We start from the raw sequence: 17242 nt of genomic DNA, 5'->3' as shown, positions 1-17242 counted from the left end.
GACGGGGATGCACGCGCCGCATCACTTGGATCGCGTGAAACTGCGCCGCGAGGTGAACAGTGGGTGACGCGGGGCGGTGTGGCCCCGGGACCGGGCGGGGTCTGCGCACGCAGAGGCGCGACCTCCTTGCCACTACCAGGATATCCGGGGGTGGGGGCCTTGCGGCAAGGGCCCCCCGAGCGCGCATACTGGTCGGTCGCGACGCTCCCCCGCCCCTCTCATCTGACTTACTCCGTCCGATTCCGCGTCGCGATGCCGCCAGGAGCCCATGCCGTGAACACCCCTCTGATCAGCGATTCCCACCCGTCCTCTCGATCGGTCGGCGCCACCGCCTTCGACCTTCCCGAGCGCCTCGCCGCCAAGTCCGACCCGGCACTCGTCGGCGGCGACGAGCAGCACTTCGCCGCCATCGCCGCCACGCTCGCGCACTCGATCGCAGGCCTCGACGAACGCCTCGACGAACTGCGCCGCCGTCCCGGCGGGCACGGTCAGGCCGGGGTCGAGCGCGACCTCGAGATCCACCGGGTCTCCGCCCGACTGCGGGTCCTGCGCCGCTTCGGCGTCGACGCGTGCCTCGGCCGCATGGTGCCCGCCGACGGCTCCGAGCCCGTCTACATCGGACGATTCGGACTCACGGTCCCCACGCCCCCTCCAAGCGCCGCTGGCGCGTCGCTCGGAGCCTCCGGGCGCGTGGGCCCAGCTGCCGGCCGACGCCTGCTCGTCGACTGGCGCACGCCCGCCGCCGAGCCGTTCTTCGCCGCGACGCACGCCCACCCTTCGGGGCTCGTGAGCCGCCGCCGCTACCGCTGGACCGGCGGCCGCGTGACCGACTACTGGGACGAGGTGTTCACCGCCGAGGGGCTCGACCGCAACGCCGCCCTCGACGACCAGTCCGCGTTCATCGCAAGCCTCGGCGCGAGCCGGTCGCCCCGCATGCGTGACGTGCTGGGCACGATCCAGGCCGACCAGGACTCGATCATCCGCGCCGGCTCGCGCGGCGCGCTCGTCGTCGACGGAGGCCCGGGCACGGGCAAGACGGTCGTGGCGCTGCACCGCGCCGCCTACCTCGTCTACTCCGACCCGCACCTCGGCGAGGGGCGCGGCGGCGTGCTGTTCGTCGGTCCGAGCCCCGCGTACCTCTCCTACGTCGAGGACGTGCTCCCGAGCCTCGGCGAGGAGAGCGTGCAGACCTGCACCCTGCGCGACCTCGTGGCCGAGGGCGGGCTCGCCGGTGCGGAGCCCGATGCCCGAGTCGCCCGCCTGAAGGCCGACGCCCGCATGATCGACGCGATCGAGGCCGCCGTGCAGCTCTACGAGGAGCCGCCCGCGGTGGGCCTGGTGGTCGAGACGCCCTGGGCCGAGCTGCGGCTCGATCCCCAGGACTGGGCCGAGGCGTTCGCGTCGGCGGAGACGGGTCTGCCGCACAACGAGGCGCGCGACCAGGTGTGGGAGACGATCCTCGACATCCTCACCGATCAGGTCGACGGCGAAGAGGTGCCGCTGCACCAGCTGCGGCGGGCGCTGGCCCGCAACGAACAGCTGACGCGCGCTTTCGGTCGCGCGTGGCCGCTGGTCGAGGCATCCGTTCTCGTCTCGGATCTGTGGAGCGTGCCCGCGTATCTGCGCCGCTGCGCGCCGTGGCTCGAGCCGGACGAGATCGAGGCGCTGCAGCGACCGGTCCCCACGGCCTGGACCACCGCCGACCTGCCGCTCCTCGACGCGGCCCGGCGGCGGCTGGGCGACCCGGGGGCGTCGCGGCGACGCCGTGAGCGCGAGGCGAAGCTCGCGCAGGAGCGTGAGTACATGGCGCAGGTCGTCGACCGCCTGAAGGAGGCCGGCGACGAGATGATGCAGTGGCTGGACGGCGACGATCTGCGCAACAGCCTCGTCGACGAGTCGGTGCTGGACGCCGTCGACCCCGATCTCCTCTCGGGCCCGTTCGCGCACGTGATCGTCGACGAGGCGCAGGAGCTCACCGACGCGGAATGGCGGATGCTGCTGGCCCGCTGCCCGTCGCGCAGCTTCACGGTGGTCGGCGATCGGGCACAGGCGCGGCACGGATTCCACGAGTCGTGGCAGGAGCGCCTCGAGCACGCCGGCCTGACCGAGGTGGGCGTGTCGTCGCTCACCATCAACTACCGCACGCCGAGCGAGGTGATGGCCGTGGCCGAACCGGTGATCCGCGCGGCGATCCCCGATGCGAACGTGCCGACGTCGATCCGGTCGAGCGGTGTGCCGGTGCGTCACGCCGCGGTGGCGGACCGTGACCGGATCCTGTCGGAGTGGCTGGCGGAGCACGGCGAGGGCGTGGCGTGCGTCATCGGCGACCTCTCGTTCGCACCTCGCGAGCGGGTGCGGTCGCTGACCCCCGAGCTCGCGAAGGGCCTCGAGTTCGACCTCGTCGTGCTCGTCGAGCCGTCGTCGTTCGGCGAGGGCATCGAGGGCGCGGTCGACCGCTACGTCGCGATGACCCGCGCGACCGAGCGGCTGGTGGTGCTCGAGGGTTAGCGACGGGGGACGGATGCCGCGGCGCCCGCGTATCTGCGGCGCCTCGCGGCCGCTCTCCCCTATGTGAGCACAGACGTCGAAGACGAGGCATCCGAGGCCGTCGAGGCCGCGGATCGCGAGACGCGCGGGTCGCTCGTGCGCTCGCTCCTCGCCGTCGTCGCCAACGTCGGCGTGCTGACCGCCCTGCTCGTGTACTTCGGCTGGGTGCGCAGCGACCAGATGGCGAAGATGCTCGGCATCGACGAGGCGATCCTCGGGATGACGGTCGACGACTACGTCCGCCGGAGCGTGCAGCCGGTCGTGCTGCTCCCGATCTGCGCGGCGATCGCCGGTCTCGCGTGGGTGGGGCTCGACCAGTGGCTCCGGCGTCGGCGCATCCGGCTCGGAGCCGACGATCGCATCGTCACATGGGTGGCTCGCTGGATGTGGCTCATCGCCGTCGGCGTGTTCGCGCTCGGCCTCGCCCTCGGGCTGATCGGGTACGCGATCACGTACATCGCGGCACCCCTCGTGTGCGCGGGCGGAATGCTCCTGCTCCTCTACGGGCTGATGCTGCGCGGTGGGCTCCGCGACGCGGTGAGGTTCGCCCCGATGACCGAGGGCGTCCTCCGTGGCGCGATCGCGATCCTCGTGGCGATCGGGCTGTTCTGGTCGGCGATGAACTACGCGACGGTCGAGGGCACGGAGCTCGCCCGCGACTTCCCGAACCAGATCGAGAAGCTGCCCGGAGTGATGGTCGACAGCGCAGCGCCGCTCGACATCGTGTCGCCGGGCGTCGACGTCACGTGCGCAGGATCCGGCGAGGGCCTCCGCTACCGGTATCGCGGCCTCCGCCTGCTCGAATCGACCGGCGGGAAGTACTTCCTCATCTCGGACGAGTGGACATTCGACTACGGCGTGGTCGTCATGCTCCCGGTCGACGGCGACGGCCTGCGGTTCACGTTCGTCCGGGATGTGTACGGGATCGCGGACGCCGGGGGCTTCGGCCCCTGCGCGAGCGCCGACCCGGAGCCCGAGGTCGCGGGGCAGGGCTGAGGTATCTCCCCCGCCCTTTCCCCCCTCCACAACAGCAGATCCTCGACGAAGGAGGGAAGCGATGTCTCCGACAAGAACCACTCCGAAGCGATCGCTCGCGATCGGATCCGCGGTCGCGGTCGCGGTCGCCCTCGGCCTCTCGGGGTGCGGCGAGTACTCGCCTGTCGCACCTGAGAAGGAACAGCCGCCCGCGACGCAGCGTGACGACGACTCGCGACAAGACGTGAATCGGACCGACTCGGACGAGCCGGCACAGCCGGATTCGATTCCGGATGCTGCGCCCCCGGTGTCACCGCCGAGCACCGACACTGAGCAGCCCGGTCCTGGCGGGGGCACCACCCCGCGGAACCGGCAGGGCGGCGGGTCGGGCGGTGCGGGGGGAAGCGGCGGGAACGGCGGAGGCGGCGGGAACGGCGGAGGCGGCTCCGGCGGGTCCGGGGGCTCCGGGGGCTCCGGCGGGAGCCGGGGCTCGGGCGGGGGCGGCGGTGCGGGCGGCAACGGCGGCCAGCCGCCGATCGTCGTCTACGCGTGGGACCTCCCGAAGAGCGACACGAGCCCGAACAACTTCGACGACGGCCCTGCGTACGGCTATCTCGAGGCGGGGGACTGCGAGACGGCCGCCGCATACCTGGCGCCCAGCCGGCTGACGAACGAGCCCGTCTTCGGAGTGTTCAACATGAAGACGCCGCGCTACGTCGTCCTGCTCTCGGCCGGTGTGGCCATGTGCCGCGGCTCGTTCGACGAGGCCCGCGCGAGCTACACCTACTCCATGACCCAGTGGGGCGTCCAGGGTCTCGATCACCCGAGCCACCCCGTGGCGGAGGACGGCGTCACCGAGGTGACGGCGCCGTGGCGTCGTGGTTACCGGGAGCCCGAGTGCGACCTCTATCGCACCTTGACGTTCTCGCTCACCGGCGTCGCGGCCGACACCCTGCAGTGCCCCGGCGGCGAGCGTCCGCTGCACCGCTACGTCGCGTACGCGGCCGAGGACCCTGCGACGAACGTGGTGGGCGAGGTGATCGTGTGGGACAACCCGCTGACGTTCACCGTCGACGAGAGCCTCGTCCCGCCGGAGCATTGGACCGGCGCACCGGGCACCCCGGGAACGTCCGACCAGATCGGTCCGAAGGTCGCCGGCAACCCTGACGACGAGTTCGATTTCCCCGAGCCGCCGCCCGGCGTGGTCGCCCCTCTCGAGGCCGCCGCTCTGGAATCAGCCGACCCGGTTGCCGCTCTGGGCGCGGTCGAGCCTGCGGCAGCCGAACCGGCGCCCGCGGGAACAGTGACGGACGTGCCCGGCCTGGTCGAGCCCGCCGACGTCGAGCCCGTCGGCGTCGAGCCCGCTGCGGTCGAGCAGGCCCCGGTCGAGCCCGCACCGGCCGACGCCGCGCCCGCGCCGCAGCCCGAGGCAGAGGCATCCGTCCCCGCCGTTGAACCGGCCTCCGCACCTGCTGAGCCCGCGACGCCGCCGGTGACGGCGGAGCCACCCGCCGCCCCTCCGGCCGAGAGCGAGCTGACGGCACCGGCGGTGCCGTAACGGATCTCCGCGCACACTCGGAATGTCGTAGGTATGTTCTAACCTCAGGGCATGTGCACGACCGATTCGCTCCACTGCGACGACGCAGCCACCCTGGTGGACGAGCTCGATCGCGTGCGGCGCGCCCAGGCTGGCCTGGAGGCGGAACGCACCCGGCTGCTCGACGAGCTGCGGCGGGTCAGCGAGGCGCATCAGGAGCGGATCGTTTCGTACGACCCGGGCTCGCCGGCTGCGAAGAAGGCGGCGCGCGGTGAGGATCCGGCGACGGATGCTGCGGACTGGGTGGCCCGCTCGACCCGCGCCGAGGTCGCCTGCGTGCTGCGCGTCACTGAGCGCCAGGCCGCAGACCTGCTCCGAGAGTCCCGGGTGCTGTGCGCCGACCTTCCCGCGACCATGACCGCGCTCACCTCCGGGGAGATCTCCTACCGGCACGCAGCGGCCCTGGTTGAGGACGCCGAGATGTTCACCCCGCTCCACCGCGGGGCTTTCGAGGACGCAGTGCTCGCGGGCCGGCGAGATGTCACCGTGCACCGGTTCGCGCACCGATCGCGGCGGATCCGGGAACACCTCGACCCCGACACCATCCAGGAACGCGCCGACCGGGCGGTGAAGTCGCGAGACGTGACCGTGCAACCCGCCCGCGACGGCATGGGCTGGCTCATGGTCTACGGCCCCATCATGCAGGTCCACCTGGCCCACACCCTGCTCACCGGCACCGCCAAGGACGAACACGATGCCGGTGACCCCCGCACGTTGGGCCAGCTTCGTTTCGACGCGCTCATCGACGCCCTGCTCCGCAACGACCGCCCTGTCGGCGTGCCCGACAGCGCCGACCCCGCGAAGTCGCTGCGCCCGGTCCGGGTGAACGTCACCCTCACCGTCCCCGCGCTCAGTCTTCTCGGTGAGAGCGAAGAGCCTGCCGTGCTCGACGGCTACGGCCCGATCCCCCTCGACGTCGCGATGACCCTCGCCGCCGGCGCCACCTCCTGGCGGCGTGTGCTCACCGACCCCGTCACCGGCATCCGGCTCGTCTACGACCGCACCACCTACAAGACCCCCGCCGCGCTCCGCACCTGGCTCGCCGACCGCGACGGCACCTGCCGGTTCCCGGGCTGCGACACCCCCGCCACCGGCTGCGAAACCGACCACAACCTCGCCTGGGAACACGGCGGCTGCACCGACCACGACAACCTCGCCCACCTCTGCAAGAAGCACCACCGCCTGAAACACCACACCCGGTGGACGGCACGCCTCGATGACGAGCTGCTGGTCTGGACCAGCCCCACAGGCCACGAATACACCACCGCCGGCCGCGAAGACCGTGGCCCCGCACTCACGCCCCTCCGCACCTGAGACTTCAGGCACCGGTGGGCAGGCAGACTGGAGAACGTGACCCGCGCCCAGTCCGTCGCCGACCGCATCGTGCTCGAGGCGGACGCCTCGGGGTTCCGGGCGCATGGCCTGCATGTCCTCATCGGTGATGACGTCGCCGAGCACCGGTGGACCGCTGATGTGCGCGAAGACATCCACTCCGCCGCGAAGGGCGTCTGCGTGATCGCCGCGGGCATCGCCGCCGACGAGGGGCTGATCTCACTCGACGCTCCGGTGGCGACATACCTGCCCGCTGCTGATCTCGGCGAGGGCGTCGACGGGGTCACCCTCCGCCATCTGCTGACGATGACGAGCGGCATCGATCTGCCCTGGTCCGAGACGATGATGACCGACTGGCCCGACCTCGCCGCGGAGTTCCTCCGGCGCCCCTCCCGCGGGAGGGTGTTCCAGTACTCGAACGCCAGCACCTACACGGCGATGCGCGTGCTCGCCGAGCGAGTGGGCGACGTCGCCGACTATCTGGGTCCGCGCCTGTTCGCGCCGCTGGGCATCGCCGACGTCGAGTGGGAGCGCTGCCCGAACGGTCGCATCGTCGCGGGCGGCGGCCTCCCCCTGCGCACCCACGAACTGGCCCGCATCGGGCGGCTCATCCGAGAGCGCGGCAGGTGGGAGGGCCGGCAGCTCGTGTCACCGGAGTGGATCGACGCGATGCACTCCGACTGGGTCGTCGCCGGCGAGAACCCTGGTTACGACGGCTACGCCCTCGCCGGCTGGCGCGGCCCCGGCGACGCCTGGCGCCTCCACGGCGCCTACGGCCAGCTGCTCATCTTCGCGGGCGACGCGGTCGTGACGATCACCGCCGACGATCACTTCCGCGCGGACCGCACGGCGGCCTTCGTCGTCGAGGCCGTTCACGGCTGAAGCGCCGCGAACCCCGCCCGCCACTGCGGCCGCTTGGACTCGTGCCGTGACAGGTCAGCTGCGTTGCACGTAGTGGCGCACGGTGTCGTCCCTCTCGACGAGGAACCGGTCGTCCTCCGGGTAGTACACCGCCCTGTCGACGTCGTCGCCCGCGAATCCTCGGATGCTGTCCAGACTGTCCCATCGCGAGACCGTCAGGATCTCCGTCAGGCCGTCGGCGAGGTCACGCGTCAGCGTCCAGGCGTCCTTGTTCCCAGGAAGTGCGCGGTACTCCTCGATGCCCGTCCGCTCGACGTAGTCGACGTACTCGTCGCGGTCCACCGTGCGGATCACTCCACGCCACACGCGGACGATGTTCCGATGATGGCTGTGGTCCGCGACGTCCGGCTCCGCCCGGGCGACGTCGGCCACTTCTTCCTCCGGGCGCGGCGGGATCGTCTCGTCGAACTCGAGCTCGGGGATGCTCGACTCACCCGGTCCCGGAACGTGGGCGTGAGACAGGTGCTCGTCATACGTCGACACGGCGACTCCTTCCCTCAGACAGTCACAGCGTAGATCCACGCAGGTCAGCGCACCCGGAGTTCCTGCGGCAGCACCACCACGTCGACCAGCGCGCCGTTGCGCCACAGGGTCATCTCCATGCGGCGGCCGATCGCGCCCTCGACCATGCGCCGCTGCAGCGCCGTCGGGTCGGCGATCGTGACGCCGTCGAGCGACAGCACGATGTCGCCGACACGCGCGCCGGCCACGGCGGCCGGACTCTCGGGCACCACCGAGACCACCTGCATCCCGACCCGCGATCCGGCCTTCGCCGCGACGTCGGGGCCGAGCGGCACCGTCGAACCGGCGATGCCGAGCCAGGCGCGCCGCACGCGCCCCGACGCCCGCAGGGTGTCGATGATCTCGCGGGTCGTGGCGTTGATCGGCACCGCGAGTCCGAGTCCCACCCCGGCGACGGCGGTGTTCACACCCACCATGCGGCCGGCACTATCGGCGAGCACTCCGCCGCTGTTGCCGGGGTTCAGGGCCGCGTCCGTCTGGATGACCTCGTCGATCACCCGGCCCGACCGCGTCGGCAGCGAACGGCCGAGCGCCGACACGATCCCCGCCGTCACACTGCCCGAGAATCCCCGCGGGTTGCCGAGCGCCACGACGAGCTGCCCGACGCCCAGTTTCGAGGCATCCCCCATCGTCAGCGGGGGCGGGGTGTCGACGTCCGCGCGCAGCACGGCGAGGTCCGACAGCGGATCGGCGCCGATGACGGATGCTGCCGCCACCGTGCCGTCCGGAAACGCGACCTCCAGGCCGATCGCACCCTCGACGACGTGCGCACTCGTGAGCAGGTGCCCCTCCGAGGTGATGACCGATGCGCTGCCCGCGCCCGCACCCTGCCGCGTGCGCACGCTCACCGCGGCGACGGACGGCAGCACGATCTGCGCGACGCGCATCACCGTCGAGGAGTAGGCGTCGAGCGCCTCCTGGTCGTCCACGAAACCAGTGTCGACCCGTCACGGACGCTGCGGCGGAAGTTCGCCGAAGGCGGAAGGCACGTCAGGCCGAGGCATCCCACCAATCCAGCACCCGTGTGCCGACCAGCGTGAGCCACTTCGACGGCTCGCCCTCGGCGACGTCGACGTCGAACCAGGTGCGGCCGGGAAGCGGGGTGGTCTGCAGCCACGTGCCGTCGGGCTGCCGGGCGGCGCGCACGACCTCGACGGCGTCGGCGGGACGAGGGTCGGGCGGCGTGCCTTCGAGCAGTCCGGCGTCGCGGAAATGGTCCAGGGCGACCAGCGCGCTGTAGCGGTGCCGGTTGGGGTACACGAACCGCGTGACGAACGGGCCCACGACCTCACCGGTCGTCGCGCGGTTCATCAGGTGGCGCGAGAGGAGGTACTCCTCGCCGCCGTGGCGGGCGTCGCGCATGCTCGTGTCGCCCGTGATGCGCTCGTACGCGAGGATGCCGCGCGCCGCGTTGAGCGTCGAGTGGAAGGACGAGCGCACCGAGTCGCCCTCCTCGGCCTCGCAGTTCCAGCCGCCGTCGGCCAGGCGATGCTCGGGGAACCAGGCGACCAGCCGCGAGACGTCGGCGCCGAGCCACGCGCCGCTCGCCAGCGTGTACGAGTTGATGCAGACGTCGACCTCGCCGCCCCAGTACGGCAGGTCCTCGTACTCCCACCGGCTGTTCGCGGCGATCTTCTCCGCGGTGCCATCGAGCACCGTCGCGTCGACGCCCCACTCGCGGAGGTCCTTCAGCACCCAGGTCGTCGCCACCCAGGGCTGACCGGGCTCGTCCTGTTCGTCACTGCCGAAGAAGCCCGCGGGGAAGAACGCCCCTCCGGCCCACTGGCCGTCGGCGCCCTGCTCGGCGAGCAGTCGCGCTCCGAAACCCTCGGTCGCCACACGCGCGCGCGTCGCCTGCCAGACCTCGGGCGGAGCCCCGGCGAGATCGCGCTCGACCTGCCAGCGCAGCGCCGGGTCGGAGTCGAGCAGCCAGTCGAGCAGATCCTGATCGATGGTCATGCGGGCAGGTTAGTCGCACCTGCCGACAGTCCGCGGCGTCCACCTGGCGCATAGCTTCGTCACCAGAACCGCCCAGGCCCACTTCCTACGCTCGACCGCATGCCCGAATCCCGAAGACGGGCGAGCGGATTCCTCGGCGGTATCGCCGGGCTGCTCGGCCTCAGCGCCCTGGCCGGAGTCCTCGTGGCCGCCACCGTCACCCCGGCGGTCGCCCTCACGGGCGCCGCCGCATCGCAGGCGATCACGCTGTTCGACAACCTGCCGAGCACGCTCCAGATCGACCAGCTGATGGTGCCGAGCAACTTCTACGCCACCGACCCCGACACGGGTGAGGAGCAGTTGTTGGCGCAGTTCCTCGAGCAGGACCGCACGCCGGTCGCCTACGACCAGGTCTCGTCGGCGATGTACGACGCGATCCTGTCGAGCGAGGACCCGCGCTACTACGACCACGGCGGCGTCGACATCATCGGCACGACCCGGGCTGTGCTGTCGAACCTCGAGGGCGGCGGCGAGACCCAGGGCGGGTCGACCATCAGTCAGCAGTACGTCAAGAACGTCCTCGTGCAGCAGTGCGAGGCGACCGCGAAGACGCAGCAGGCCAAGTACGACTGCTGGTCCGAGGCCACCACGTCCTCCGGCACGGCCGGCATCGAACGCAAGCTGCAGGAGATGCGATACGCGATCGCGCTCGAGCAGGAGTACTCCAAGGACGAGATCCTGCTCGGCTATCTCAACATCGCCAACTTCGGCGGCACCACCTACGGCGTCGAAGCGGCCGCGCGCTACTACTTCGGAACGACCGCCGCGAACCTGACCGTCGCACAGGCGGCGACCCTCGCCGGCATGGTGCAGAACCCCAACAGCTACCGGATCGATCGCCCCGCCGGCTCGATCACGACATCCGACGGCACGACCCTCAACAAGGCGCCGGACGGCGCCATCGAGGACGGCGCGAAGCTCGGGGCGCTCGACGCGCTGGTGACGTCGGGCGAGATCACCGAAGAGCAGAAGCTCGCCGCGGCCGATGGATACACCTCGACGAAGGTGCGCCAGCTCTATGTGCTGAACCGCATGCTCGACGACGGCAAGATCACGCACGACGAGTACGTCGCCGCCGCGATCGAGCCGATCACGCCGGCCATCACGCCGACGGTCACGGGGTGCGCCGCGGCGGGCGGGGCGGCGTACTTCTGCGAGTACGTGAAGGACGTGATCCTGAGCGACCCCGCCTTCGGCGAGACCGCGACCGACCGGTTGCAGACCCTCCAGCGCGGCGGCCTGGACGTCTACACGACCCTCGACTCGCGTGTGCAGACCGCCGCCGAGGCCGCGATGACGCAGTACGCGCCCGCTTCGGCCACCATGCCGACGTCCCCTGGCGCGTCGACGGGACGCTTCGGCTCCACGACCGTGAGCATGGAGGCATCCACGGGTCGCATCCTCGCGATCGCGCAGAACACGAAGTACGGCGAGGACGCGGCGGCCGATGACGATCCCGACTACTCCTCGCTCGTCTTCGCCGGGGATCCCTCGGTGGGCGGATCCACGGGCTTCAGCGCCGGCTCGACCTTCAAGCTGTTCACCCTCCTCGACTGGCTCGAGCAGGGACACTCGGTGAATGAGACCCTCGACGGGCGGCTGCGGGTCTTCACGCACCTCACCAACTCGTGCGACGGCGATTGGGACAACACGTCGAACACCCTCGTCAACAACTTCGGCAAGGCGGCGGGCCGCGTCGGCACGCCCCTGCAGTTCACCGCGGCTTCGCTGAACACCGGATACTTCGCGATGGCGGAGAAGCTCGACCTCTGCGACATCCAGAACGTGGCGGCGAAGCTCGGCGTCACCCAGAGCGACGGCACGCCGATCTCGATGGACAGCCTCAACTCCGTCATCGGCACGGCCCAGGTCTCGCCGATCGCGATGGCCGCCGCCTACGCCACCGTCGCCAACGGCGGCACCTACTGCCAGCCGCAGGTCATCGATCGGGTGACGGATGCTGCGGGCACCGAGATCGCGAAGCCCGCACGCTCGTGCACCCAGGCCCTGGACCCGAGCATCGCGGCGACCGCCGCCTACGCGCTGCAGGGCGTGATGGCCTCCGGAGGAACAGGAGCCGCCGGCAACCCCGGCGACGGCACCCCTCTCCTCGGCAAGACCGGCACCCACGAGGCATGGCAGACCTGGATGATCGAGTCGAGCACCAAGGTGACCACGGCGACCTGGGCGGGCAACGTGGAGGGCGGCGGAGACGTCTTCAACACCTGGCACGACGGCACCCGGCTGTCGGACATCCGTTATCGCATCGGCCGGGCGGTGCAGGCCGCAGCGAACGACGCCTACGGAGGGGACGCCTTCCCGAGCCCCGACCCGCAGCTGACCAAGACTTCGCAGGCCACGGTCCCCGACGTCACGGGACTGAGCATCGCGGATGCCCGGAGCCGGCTCGAGGCGGCGGGGTTCGCCGTGCAGGTCGGCGACACCGTCGAGTCGGAGGTCACGGCCGGGCTCGTCGCGAGCCAGGATCCCGGCGCGGGCCGGGCCGCCGCCGGGGCGACCGTCACGATCCATCCCAGCGCCGGCCCGGCCGCCTCCGACCCGGGCGACGGCGAGAGCAACGGCAACGGCGGTACCGGCAACGGCGGGACCGGCAGCGGCGGGACGGGCAACGGCAACGGCAACGGGAACAGCGGAGGCGGCAACGGCGGCGGCGGCTGATCCCACGCCTCGTGACGACGGACGCTGCGGCGCGGCATCCACGCTCGTCACGGAATCGTGAGGATCGTTGCCCACCGGGCCCCGCGCCGAGGAGAATCGTCTGATGCCCATCGTCGACAACGGCGTGTACGTCGCCGGTAAGCGGATCGAGAATCCGTCGAGCCTTGCCGAGACCTTCGAGTACACCCGCGCCCAGCACGGGATGGCGTGGATCGGGCTGTTCCGCCCGACCCCGGAGGAGATCGCGCAGGTCGCCGGCGAGTTCGCCCTGCACCCCCTCGCGGTCGAGGACGCGCTCACCGGCCATCAGCGCGCGAAGCTGGAGCGCTACGGCGACATCCTCTTCGTCGTGCTGCGGCCCGCGCGCTACATCGACGAGACCGAGACCGTCGACTTCGGCGAGCTGCACGTGTTCGTCGGCCCCGACTTCATCGTGACGATCCGGCATGCGGAGTCCCCCGATCTCAGCCGCGTCCGCCGGCGGATGGAGCAGGAGCCCGAGCTGCTCGCGCTCGGGCCGGAGGCCGTGCTCTACGCGATCCTCGACGAGGTCGTCGACGAGTACACGCCGGTCATCGAGGGCGTCGAGAACGACATCGACGAGATCGAGGACGCGCTGTTCGAGCACGGGGGCGTGTCGCTCTCCAAGCGCATCTACGACCTGTCCCGCGAGGTGATCATGCTCCAGCGCGCGGTCACTCCCCTCGCCGACATGCTCGAGTCGCTGCAGCGCGGTGCACCGAAGTACGAGGTCGACCTCGAGCTGCAGCGGTCGCTCCGTGATGTGCACGATCACGCGCTGCGCATCATCGACAAGGCCTCGGCGTTCCGCTTGATCCTCGACAACGCCCTCACCGTCAACGCGACGATCGTGACGCAACGCCAGACCGATACGGCGCTCGTCCAGAACGAGCAGGTCAAGAAGATCTCCGGTTGGGCCGCGATCCTGTTCGGCCCGACGCTGGTCGGCACGATCTACGGCATGAACTTCGAATACATGCCGGAACTGGCATGGCCGCTCGGCTACCCCATGGCGCTCGGCTTGATGGCGGCGACGAGCCTCACCCTCTACTGGGTGTTCCGCAAGCGCCACTGGCTCTGAAACAGAGATCAGCGGGGTGTTCGGATGACGCCGCAGCGCGGGGTGTTCGGATGACGCCGCGTGTCGTCCGGGGACGCCGGATGACGCGGACGCGGGAGCGCGAGCAACGATGCGCCTAGCGTGACCCCATGCCCGAGAACGCCCCGCCCGCGCCCGAACCTGCGGCGCCCGTCGACGACGCGTTCCGGTCAGGAGGCCTGCCCCAGGCGAGCCTCGGCTTCGCGACCCGTCAGCTGCACGCGGGCGACCGTCCGGCGGGTCCGCATCGGCCGCGCGCGACGCCGATCTACCTGACGGCGGGATTCGAGTTCGAGGACTTCGACCAGGCGCATGCCAGGTTCGCCGGCACCGACGACGGGTTCAGCTACACGAGGGTCGGCAACCCGACCAACGTCGCCGTCGAGCAGCGCGTCGCCGACCTCGAATCCGGCGTCGGCGCGCTCCTCGTCGCCAGCGGTCAGGCGGCCGTGACCACGACGATCCTGTCGCTCGTCTCGGCGGGCGACCACGTACTGGCATCGTCGAGCATCTACGAGGGCACTCGCGAACTGCTGCGCGACGACCTCGCGCGCTTCGGCGTCGTCGTCGATTTCGTCGACGACCCGAACGACCTCGCGGCGTGGGGCCGCGGCATCCGTCCTCGTACGAAGCTCGTGTTCGCGGAGTCGATCCCCAATCCGAAGAACGACGTGCTCGACGTCGCCGGGCTCGCCGCGGTGGCGCACCGGCACGGCGTGCCGCTGGTGGTCGACAACACGCTCGCGACGCCGTATCTGCTGCGCCCACTCGAGCACGGCGCCGACATCGTCGTGCACTCGGCCAGCAAGTTCCTCGCGGGCCATGGCACGGTGCTCGGCGGAGTGGTCGTCGACGGTGGCACGTTCGCGTGGGCGGCGCACGCCGACGCGTACCCCCAACTCGCACGGGAACGCGGACGGGATGGGCTCACCTATGCCGAGCGGGCGCCGCGCACCGCATTCCTGGAGTTCGCCCGACGCGTCGCGATGCGATTCGGCCCCGCGCCGTCGCCCCTCAATGCGTTCCTGATCCTGCAGGGCGTCGAGACGCTGTCGCTGCGGGTGCAGCGGCAGTCCGCGACCGCGCTGACCATCGCCCGCTGGCTCGAGCAGCACCCCGGCGTCGGGTCGGTCGACTACAGCGGACTCGAGTCGAGCCCGCACCACGCACTCGCGCAGCGCTACCTGCCGCACGGCCAGGGATCGGTGTTCGCCGTGACCCTCCACGGCGGCCGCGAGGCCGCGCGAGCGTTCACGGACGCGCTGCGGCTGTTCACACGGATGACGCACCTCGGCGACGTGCGGTCGCTCGTGCTGCACCCGGCCACCACCACGCACGTGCTGCGCGACGACGAGCAGCTCGCCGCGCGCGGCATCGGCCCCGGCCTGCTGCGCCTGTCGATCGGCCTCGAAGACGCCGACGACCTCATCGCCGATCTCGACCACGCCCTGGCCGCCGCAGCGGCCGCCGACCTTCTGAGCACCGTGGGAGCGTCATGACCCGTCAGCAGCACTTCGGCTGGTTCCTCTCGCGCGGCTTCGGCCCGCACGGCTGGGGCCGCCCCTCCTACGAGTGGAACTACGCCTGGCAGAAGCCCGACCTCTACCAGCAGTCCGCGCGCGACCTCGAGCAAGCGGGCTTCGACTTCGTGCTCATCGAGGACGCACTGTCGGTGGGCATCACCCCCGAGACGCTGAACCTGCGCGTGCGCAAGGCGTACGGCGGTCCGAAGCACGACCCGTGGACGCTCGCGCCGTACCTGTTCGCGGCGACGCGGCACCTCGGCGTCATCCCCACCGTGAACGCCGGCGCCTACCCGCCGTATCTCGCCGCGCGACAGTTCGCGTCGCTGCAGCACCTGAGCTCGAGCCGCCTCGGACTCAACGTGGTCACCGACGTGGGCAGCGCCCACCACTTCGGGCTCGAGCGCCTGTCGCACGACGCCGCCTACGATCGCGCCCAGGAGTGGCTGGACGCGCTGCGCCTGCTGTGGCACAGCTGGGGCGACGGGGCACTCATCGCCGACCCGGCGTCGCAGATCTACGCGGACGGCTCCCAGATCTCCGCCGTGCAGCACCGCGGCGAGTACTTCTCCTTCGATGGGCCGCTGAACGCCGAGCCGCTGCCGTCAGGGCCGAACGGCGAGAGTGGGGACCCGATCGTCGCGTCGCCCGGCGGATCGCCGCGCGGCATCGGCTTCGCCGGCGCGAACTCGCAGATCCAGCTGGCGCTGTCGAACCTCGATGCCGACAGCATCCGCTCGTACCGCGCTCGCGTGCACGCCGCCGCAGCCGAGAACGGCCGCGATCCCTCCGACATCAAGGTGCTGTTCGTCTTCAAGCCCATCGTCGCGGCGAGCCGGGAAGAAGCCGATCGCATCGTCGCGGCGTCCGCCTCGCCCGACGAGGCGACGCTGCGGGAGGTCGCGGAAGCGTGGTCGAGCGACCTCGAGACCGACCTCACGGCGCTCGACCTCGATCGCCCGCTCGACCCGGCGGTCTTCGGCGAGCACGTCTCGAAGGGCACCATCCGGGGCCTCCAGGGAACGTTCGACTCGTTCGACGGCGTGCCGCTGCGCGACATCCTCACCGGCAAGGCGCGCCTCGGCCGGGTCACCGACGTCACCGACGGCATCGGCGGGACCGTCGGCACGGCCGACGAGATCGCCGACGTCATCGAGGCGCTCGGCGATGACGCCGACAACGACGGCGTCATCTTCTCGGGCGACCTCCACCCCGTCACGATCCATCGCGCTCTCGACGAGCTCGTGCCGATCCTGCGCCGTCGCGGAATCCTGCGCTCCGAGTACGTCGACGGCGGTCTGCGCGCCAACCTGTCCGCCTTCTGAGCCCCCACCTCTGAAAGGGAACGCCCATGTCATCGATCGTCGTCCTCGTCGGCAACCCGCAGTCCGCCTCGCGCACCCGGCTGGTGGCGGAGGAGGTCGCCCGCCAGCTCGCCGACCGCGGCGGTGCCGTGGTCGAGCCGACGATCGACGTGGCCGACGTGGCCGGCTCGCTCTTCCGCTTCCCCGACGCCGAGATCGACGCGCTGCTCGACCGGGTCGCGAGCGCCGACGTGCTCATCGTCGCGAGCCCCACCTACAAGGCGACCTATACCGGGCTGCTCAAGGCGTTCCTCGACCGCTACGGCGCGAACGGTCTCGCAGGGGTGACCGCGGTGCCGCTTCTCACGATCGGCGGTCCCGGCCACGCGCTGGCCGTCGAGCACGGGCTTCGCCCGCTGCTCGTCGAGCTCGGGGCCTCGACTCCGACCCGCGGTATCGCGTTCCCCGCCGGCGACGCCGATCGCCGCGAAGAGATCGTGGCGTCGTGGCTCGAGGCCGAATGGCCCCGACTGGCTCCCGCCCTCGGCTCGCCGGTCGAGCCGGTGCGCGTCGGCTGATCCGGTCCTGCCCGGCGTGAGTCGGCCAGGCGCGAGCCGGTACGGTCGGCCCGCGCTGCCGCGTCCGGACCCGGCGCGACACACGCGCCCGCGCACCGAGTCGGCCCGCGCTGCCGCGTCCGAACCCGGATGTGACGCGAAGGGCC

13 protein-coding genes are annotated in these 17242 nt (G+C 71.3%); 10 read left to right on the top strand and 3 right to left on the bottom strand.

The features are described 5' to 3' along the window. Nucleotides 1–252: 252 nt before the first annotated feature. The 5 genes from helR (at nucleotide 253) to ASF40_RS19160 (ending at nucleotide 7333) form a co-directional block, all read left to right on the top strand. Nucleotides 253–2508: an RNA polymerase recycling motor ATPase HelR gene (helR, locus tag ASF40_RS19180; RefSeq protein ID WP_082497217.1), complete on the top strand. Its 2256-nt coding sequence runs from the start codon at nucleotides 253–255 to the stop codon at nucleotides 2506–2508. A gap of 63 nt (nucleotides 2509–2571) precedes the next feature. Next, a complete protein-coding gene (locus ASF40_RS19175) occupies nucleotides 2572–3543 on the top strand; it encodes a hypothetical protein (RefSeq protein WP_056372153.1) in 972 nt (323 codons plus the stop codon). Nucleotides 3544–3604: 61 nt separating this feature from the next. Further along, nucleotides 3605–5080: a hypothetical protein gene (locus ASF40_RS21630; protein WP_056372151.1), complete on the top strand. Its 1476-nt coding sequence runs from the start codon at nucleotides 3605–3607 to the stop codon at nucleotides 5078–5080. A gap of 51 nt (nucleotides 5081–5131) precedes the next feature. Then, complete coding sequence (locus ASF40_RS19165) at nucleotides 5132–6433, top strand: HNH endonuclease signature motif containing protein (RefSeq protein ID WP_056372149.1); 1302 nt, start codon at nucleotides 5132–5134, stop codon at nucleotides 6431–6433. Between the two features lie 36 nt (nucleotides 6434–6469). Next, complete coding sequence (locus tag ASF40_RS19160) at nucleotides 6470–7333, top strand: serine hydrolase domain-containing protein (RefSeq protein WP_056372148.1); 864 nt, start codon at nucleotides 6470–6472, stop codon at nucleotides 7331–7333. A 54-nt stretch (nucleotides 7334–7387) separates the two neighbouring features. Here ASF40_RS19160 and ASF40_RS21530 read toward each other — a convergent pair whose 3' ends face one another. From ASF40_RS21530 to ASF40_RS19145, 3 genes are all read right to left on the bottom strand, one after another. Further along, nucleotides 7388–7855, bottom strand: coding sequence for a hypothetical protein (locus tag ASF40_RS21530; protein ID WP_235560293.1), 468 nt, complete (start codon nucleotides 7853–7855; stop codon nucleotides 7388–7390). A 44-nt stretch (nucleotides 7856–7899) separates the two neighbouring features. After that, nucleotides 7900–8823, bottom strand: a complete 924-nt coding sequence (locus ASF40_RS19150; protein WP_235560292.1) for a S1C family serine protease — start codon at nucleotides 8821–8823, stop codon at nucleotides 7900–7902. 61 nt (nucleotides 8824–8884) lie between these two features. After that, nucleotides 8885–9853, bottom strand: coding sequence for a hypothetical protein (locus ASF40_RS19145; protein ID WP_056372145.1), 969 nt, complete (start codon nucleotides 9851–9853; stop codon nucleotides 8885–8887). Nucleotides 9854–9952: 99 nt separating this feature from the next. Between ASF40_RS19145 and ASF40_RS19140 the strand changes: the two genes are divergently transcribed. The 5 genes from ASF40_RS19140 to ASF40_RS19120 all read left to right on the top strand — a co-directional run bounded on the left by ASF40_RS19140 (nucleotide 9953) and on the right by ASF40_RS19120 (nucleotide 17096). Beyond that, nucleotides 9953–12571 carry a penicillin-binding protein gene (locus ASF40_RS19140; protein WP_056372143.1) on the top strand — a complete coding sequence of 873 codons (2619 nt, stop codon included), beginning with the start codon at nucleotides 9953–9955 and terminating at the stop codon, nucleotides 12569–12571. Between the two features lie 103 nt (nucleotides 12572–12674). Further along, nucleotides 12675–13673: a magnesium/cobalt transporter CorA gene (corA, locus tag ASF40_RS19135; RefSeq protein ID WP_056372141.1), complete on the top strand. Its 999-nt coding sequence runs from the start codon at nucleotides 12675–12677 to the stop codon at nucleotides 13671–13673. 128 nt (nucleotides 13674–13801) lie between these two features. Further along, on the top strand, nucleotides 13802–15190 hold the full coding sequence (locus ASF40_RS19130; RefSeq protein ID WP_082497216.1) for an O-acetylhomoserine aminocarboxypropyltransferase/cysteine synthase family protein: 1389 nt from the start codon (nucleotides 13802–13804) through the stop codon (nucleotides 15188–15190). Further along, entirely contained in the window at nucleotides 15187–16539 is a 1353-nt protein-coding gene (locus tag ASF40_RS19125) for an LLM class flavin-dependent oxidoreductase (RefSeq protein ID WP_056372139.1), read from the top strand. Before ASF40_RS19130 ends, ASF40_RS19125 begins: the two co-directional genes overlap by 4 nt. Nucleotides 16540–16565: 26 nt before the next feature. Continuing rightward, nucleotides 16566–17096, top strand: a complete 531-nt coding sequence (locus ASF40_RS19120) for an NADPH-dependent FMN reductase (protein WP_056372137.1) — start codon at nucleotides 16566–16568, stop codon at nucleotides 17094–17096. Nucleotides 17097–17242 lie beyond the last annotated feature (146 nt).

The sequence above is a fragment of the Microbacterium sp. Leaf288 genome (genome assembly GCF_001422925.1).
Classification (GTDB): Bacteria; Actinomycetota; Actinomycetes; order Actinomycetales; family Microbacteriaceae; genus Microbacterium.
This window is presented reverse-complemented; position numbering and strand designations above follow the sequence as displayed.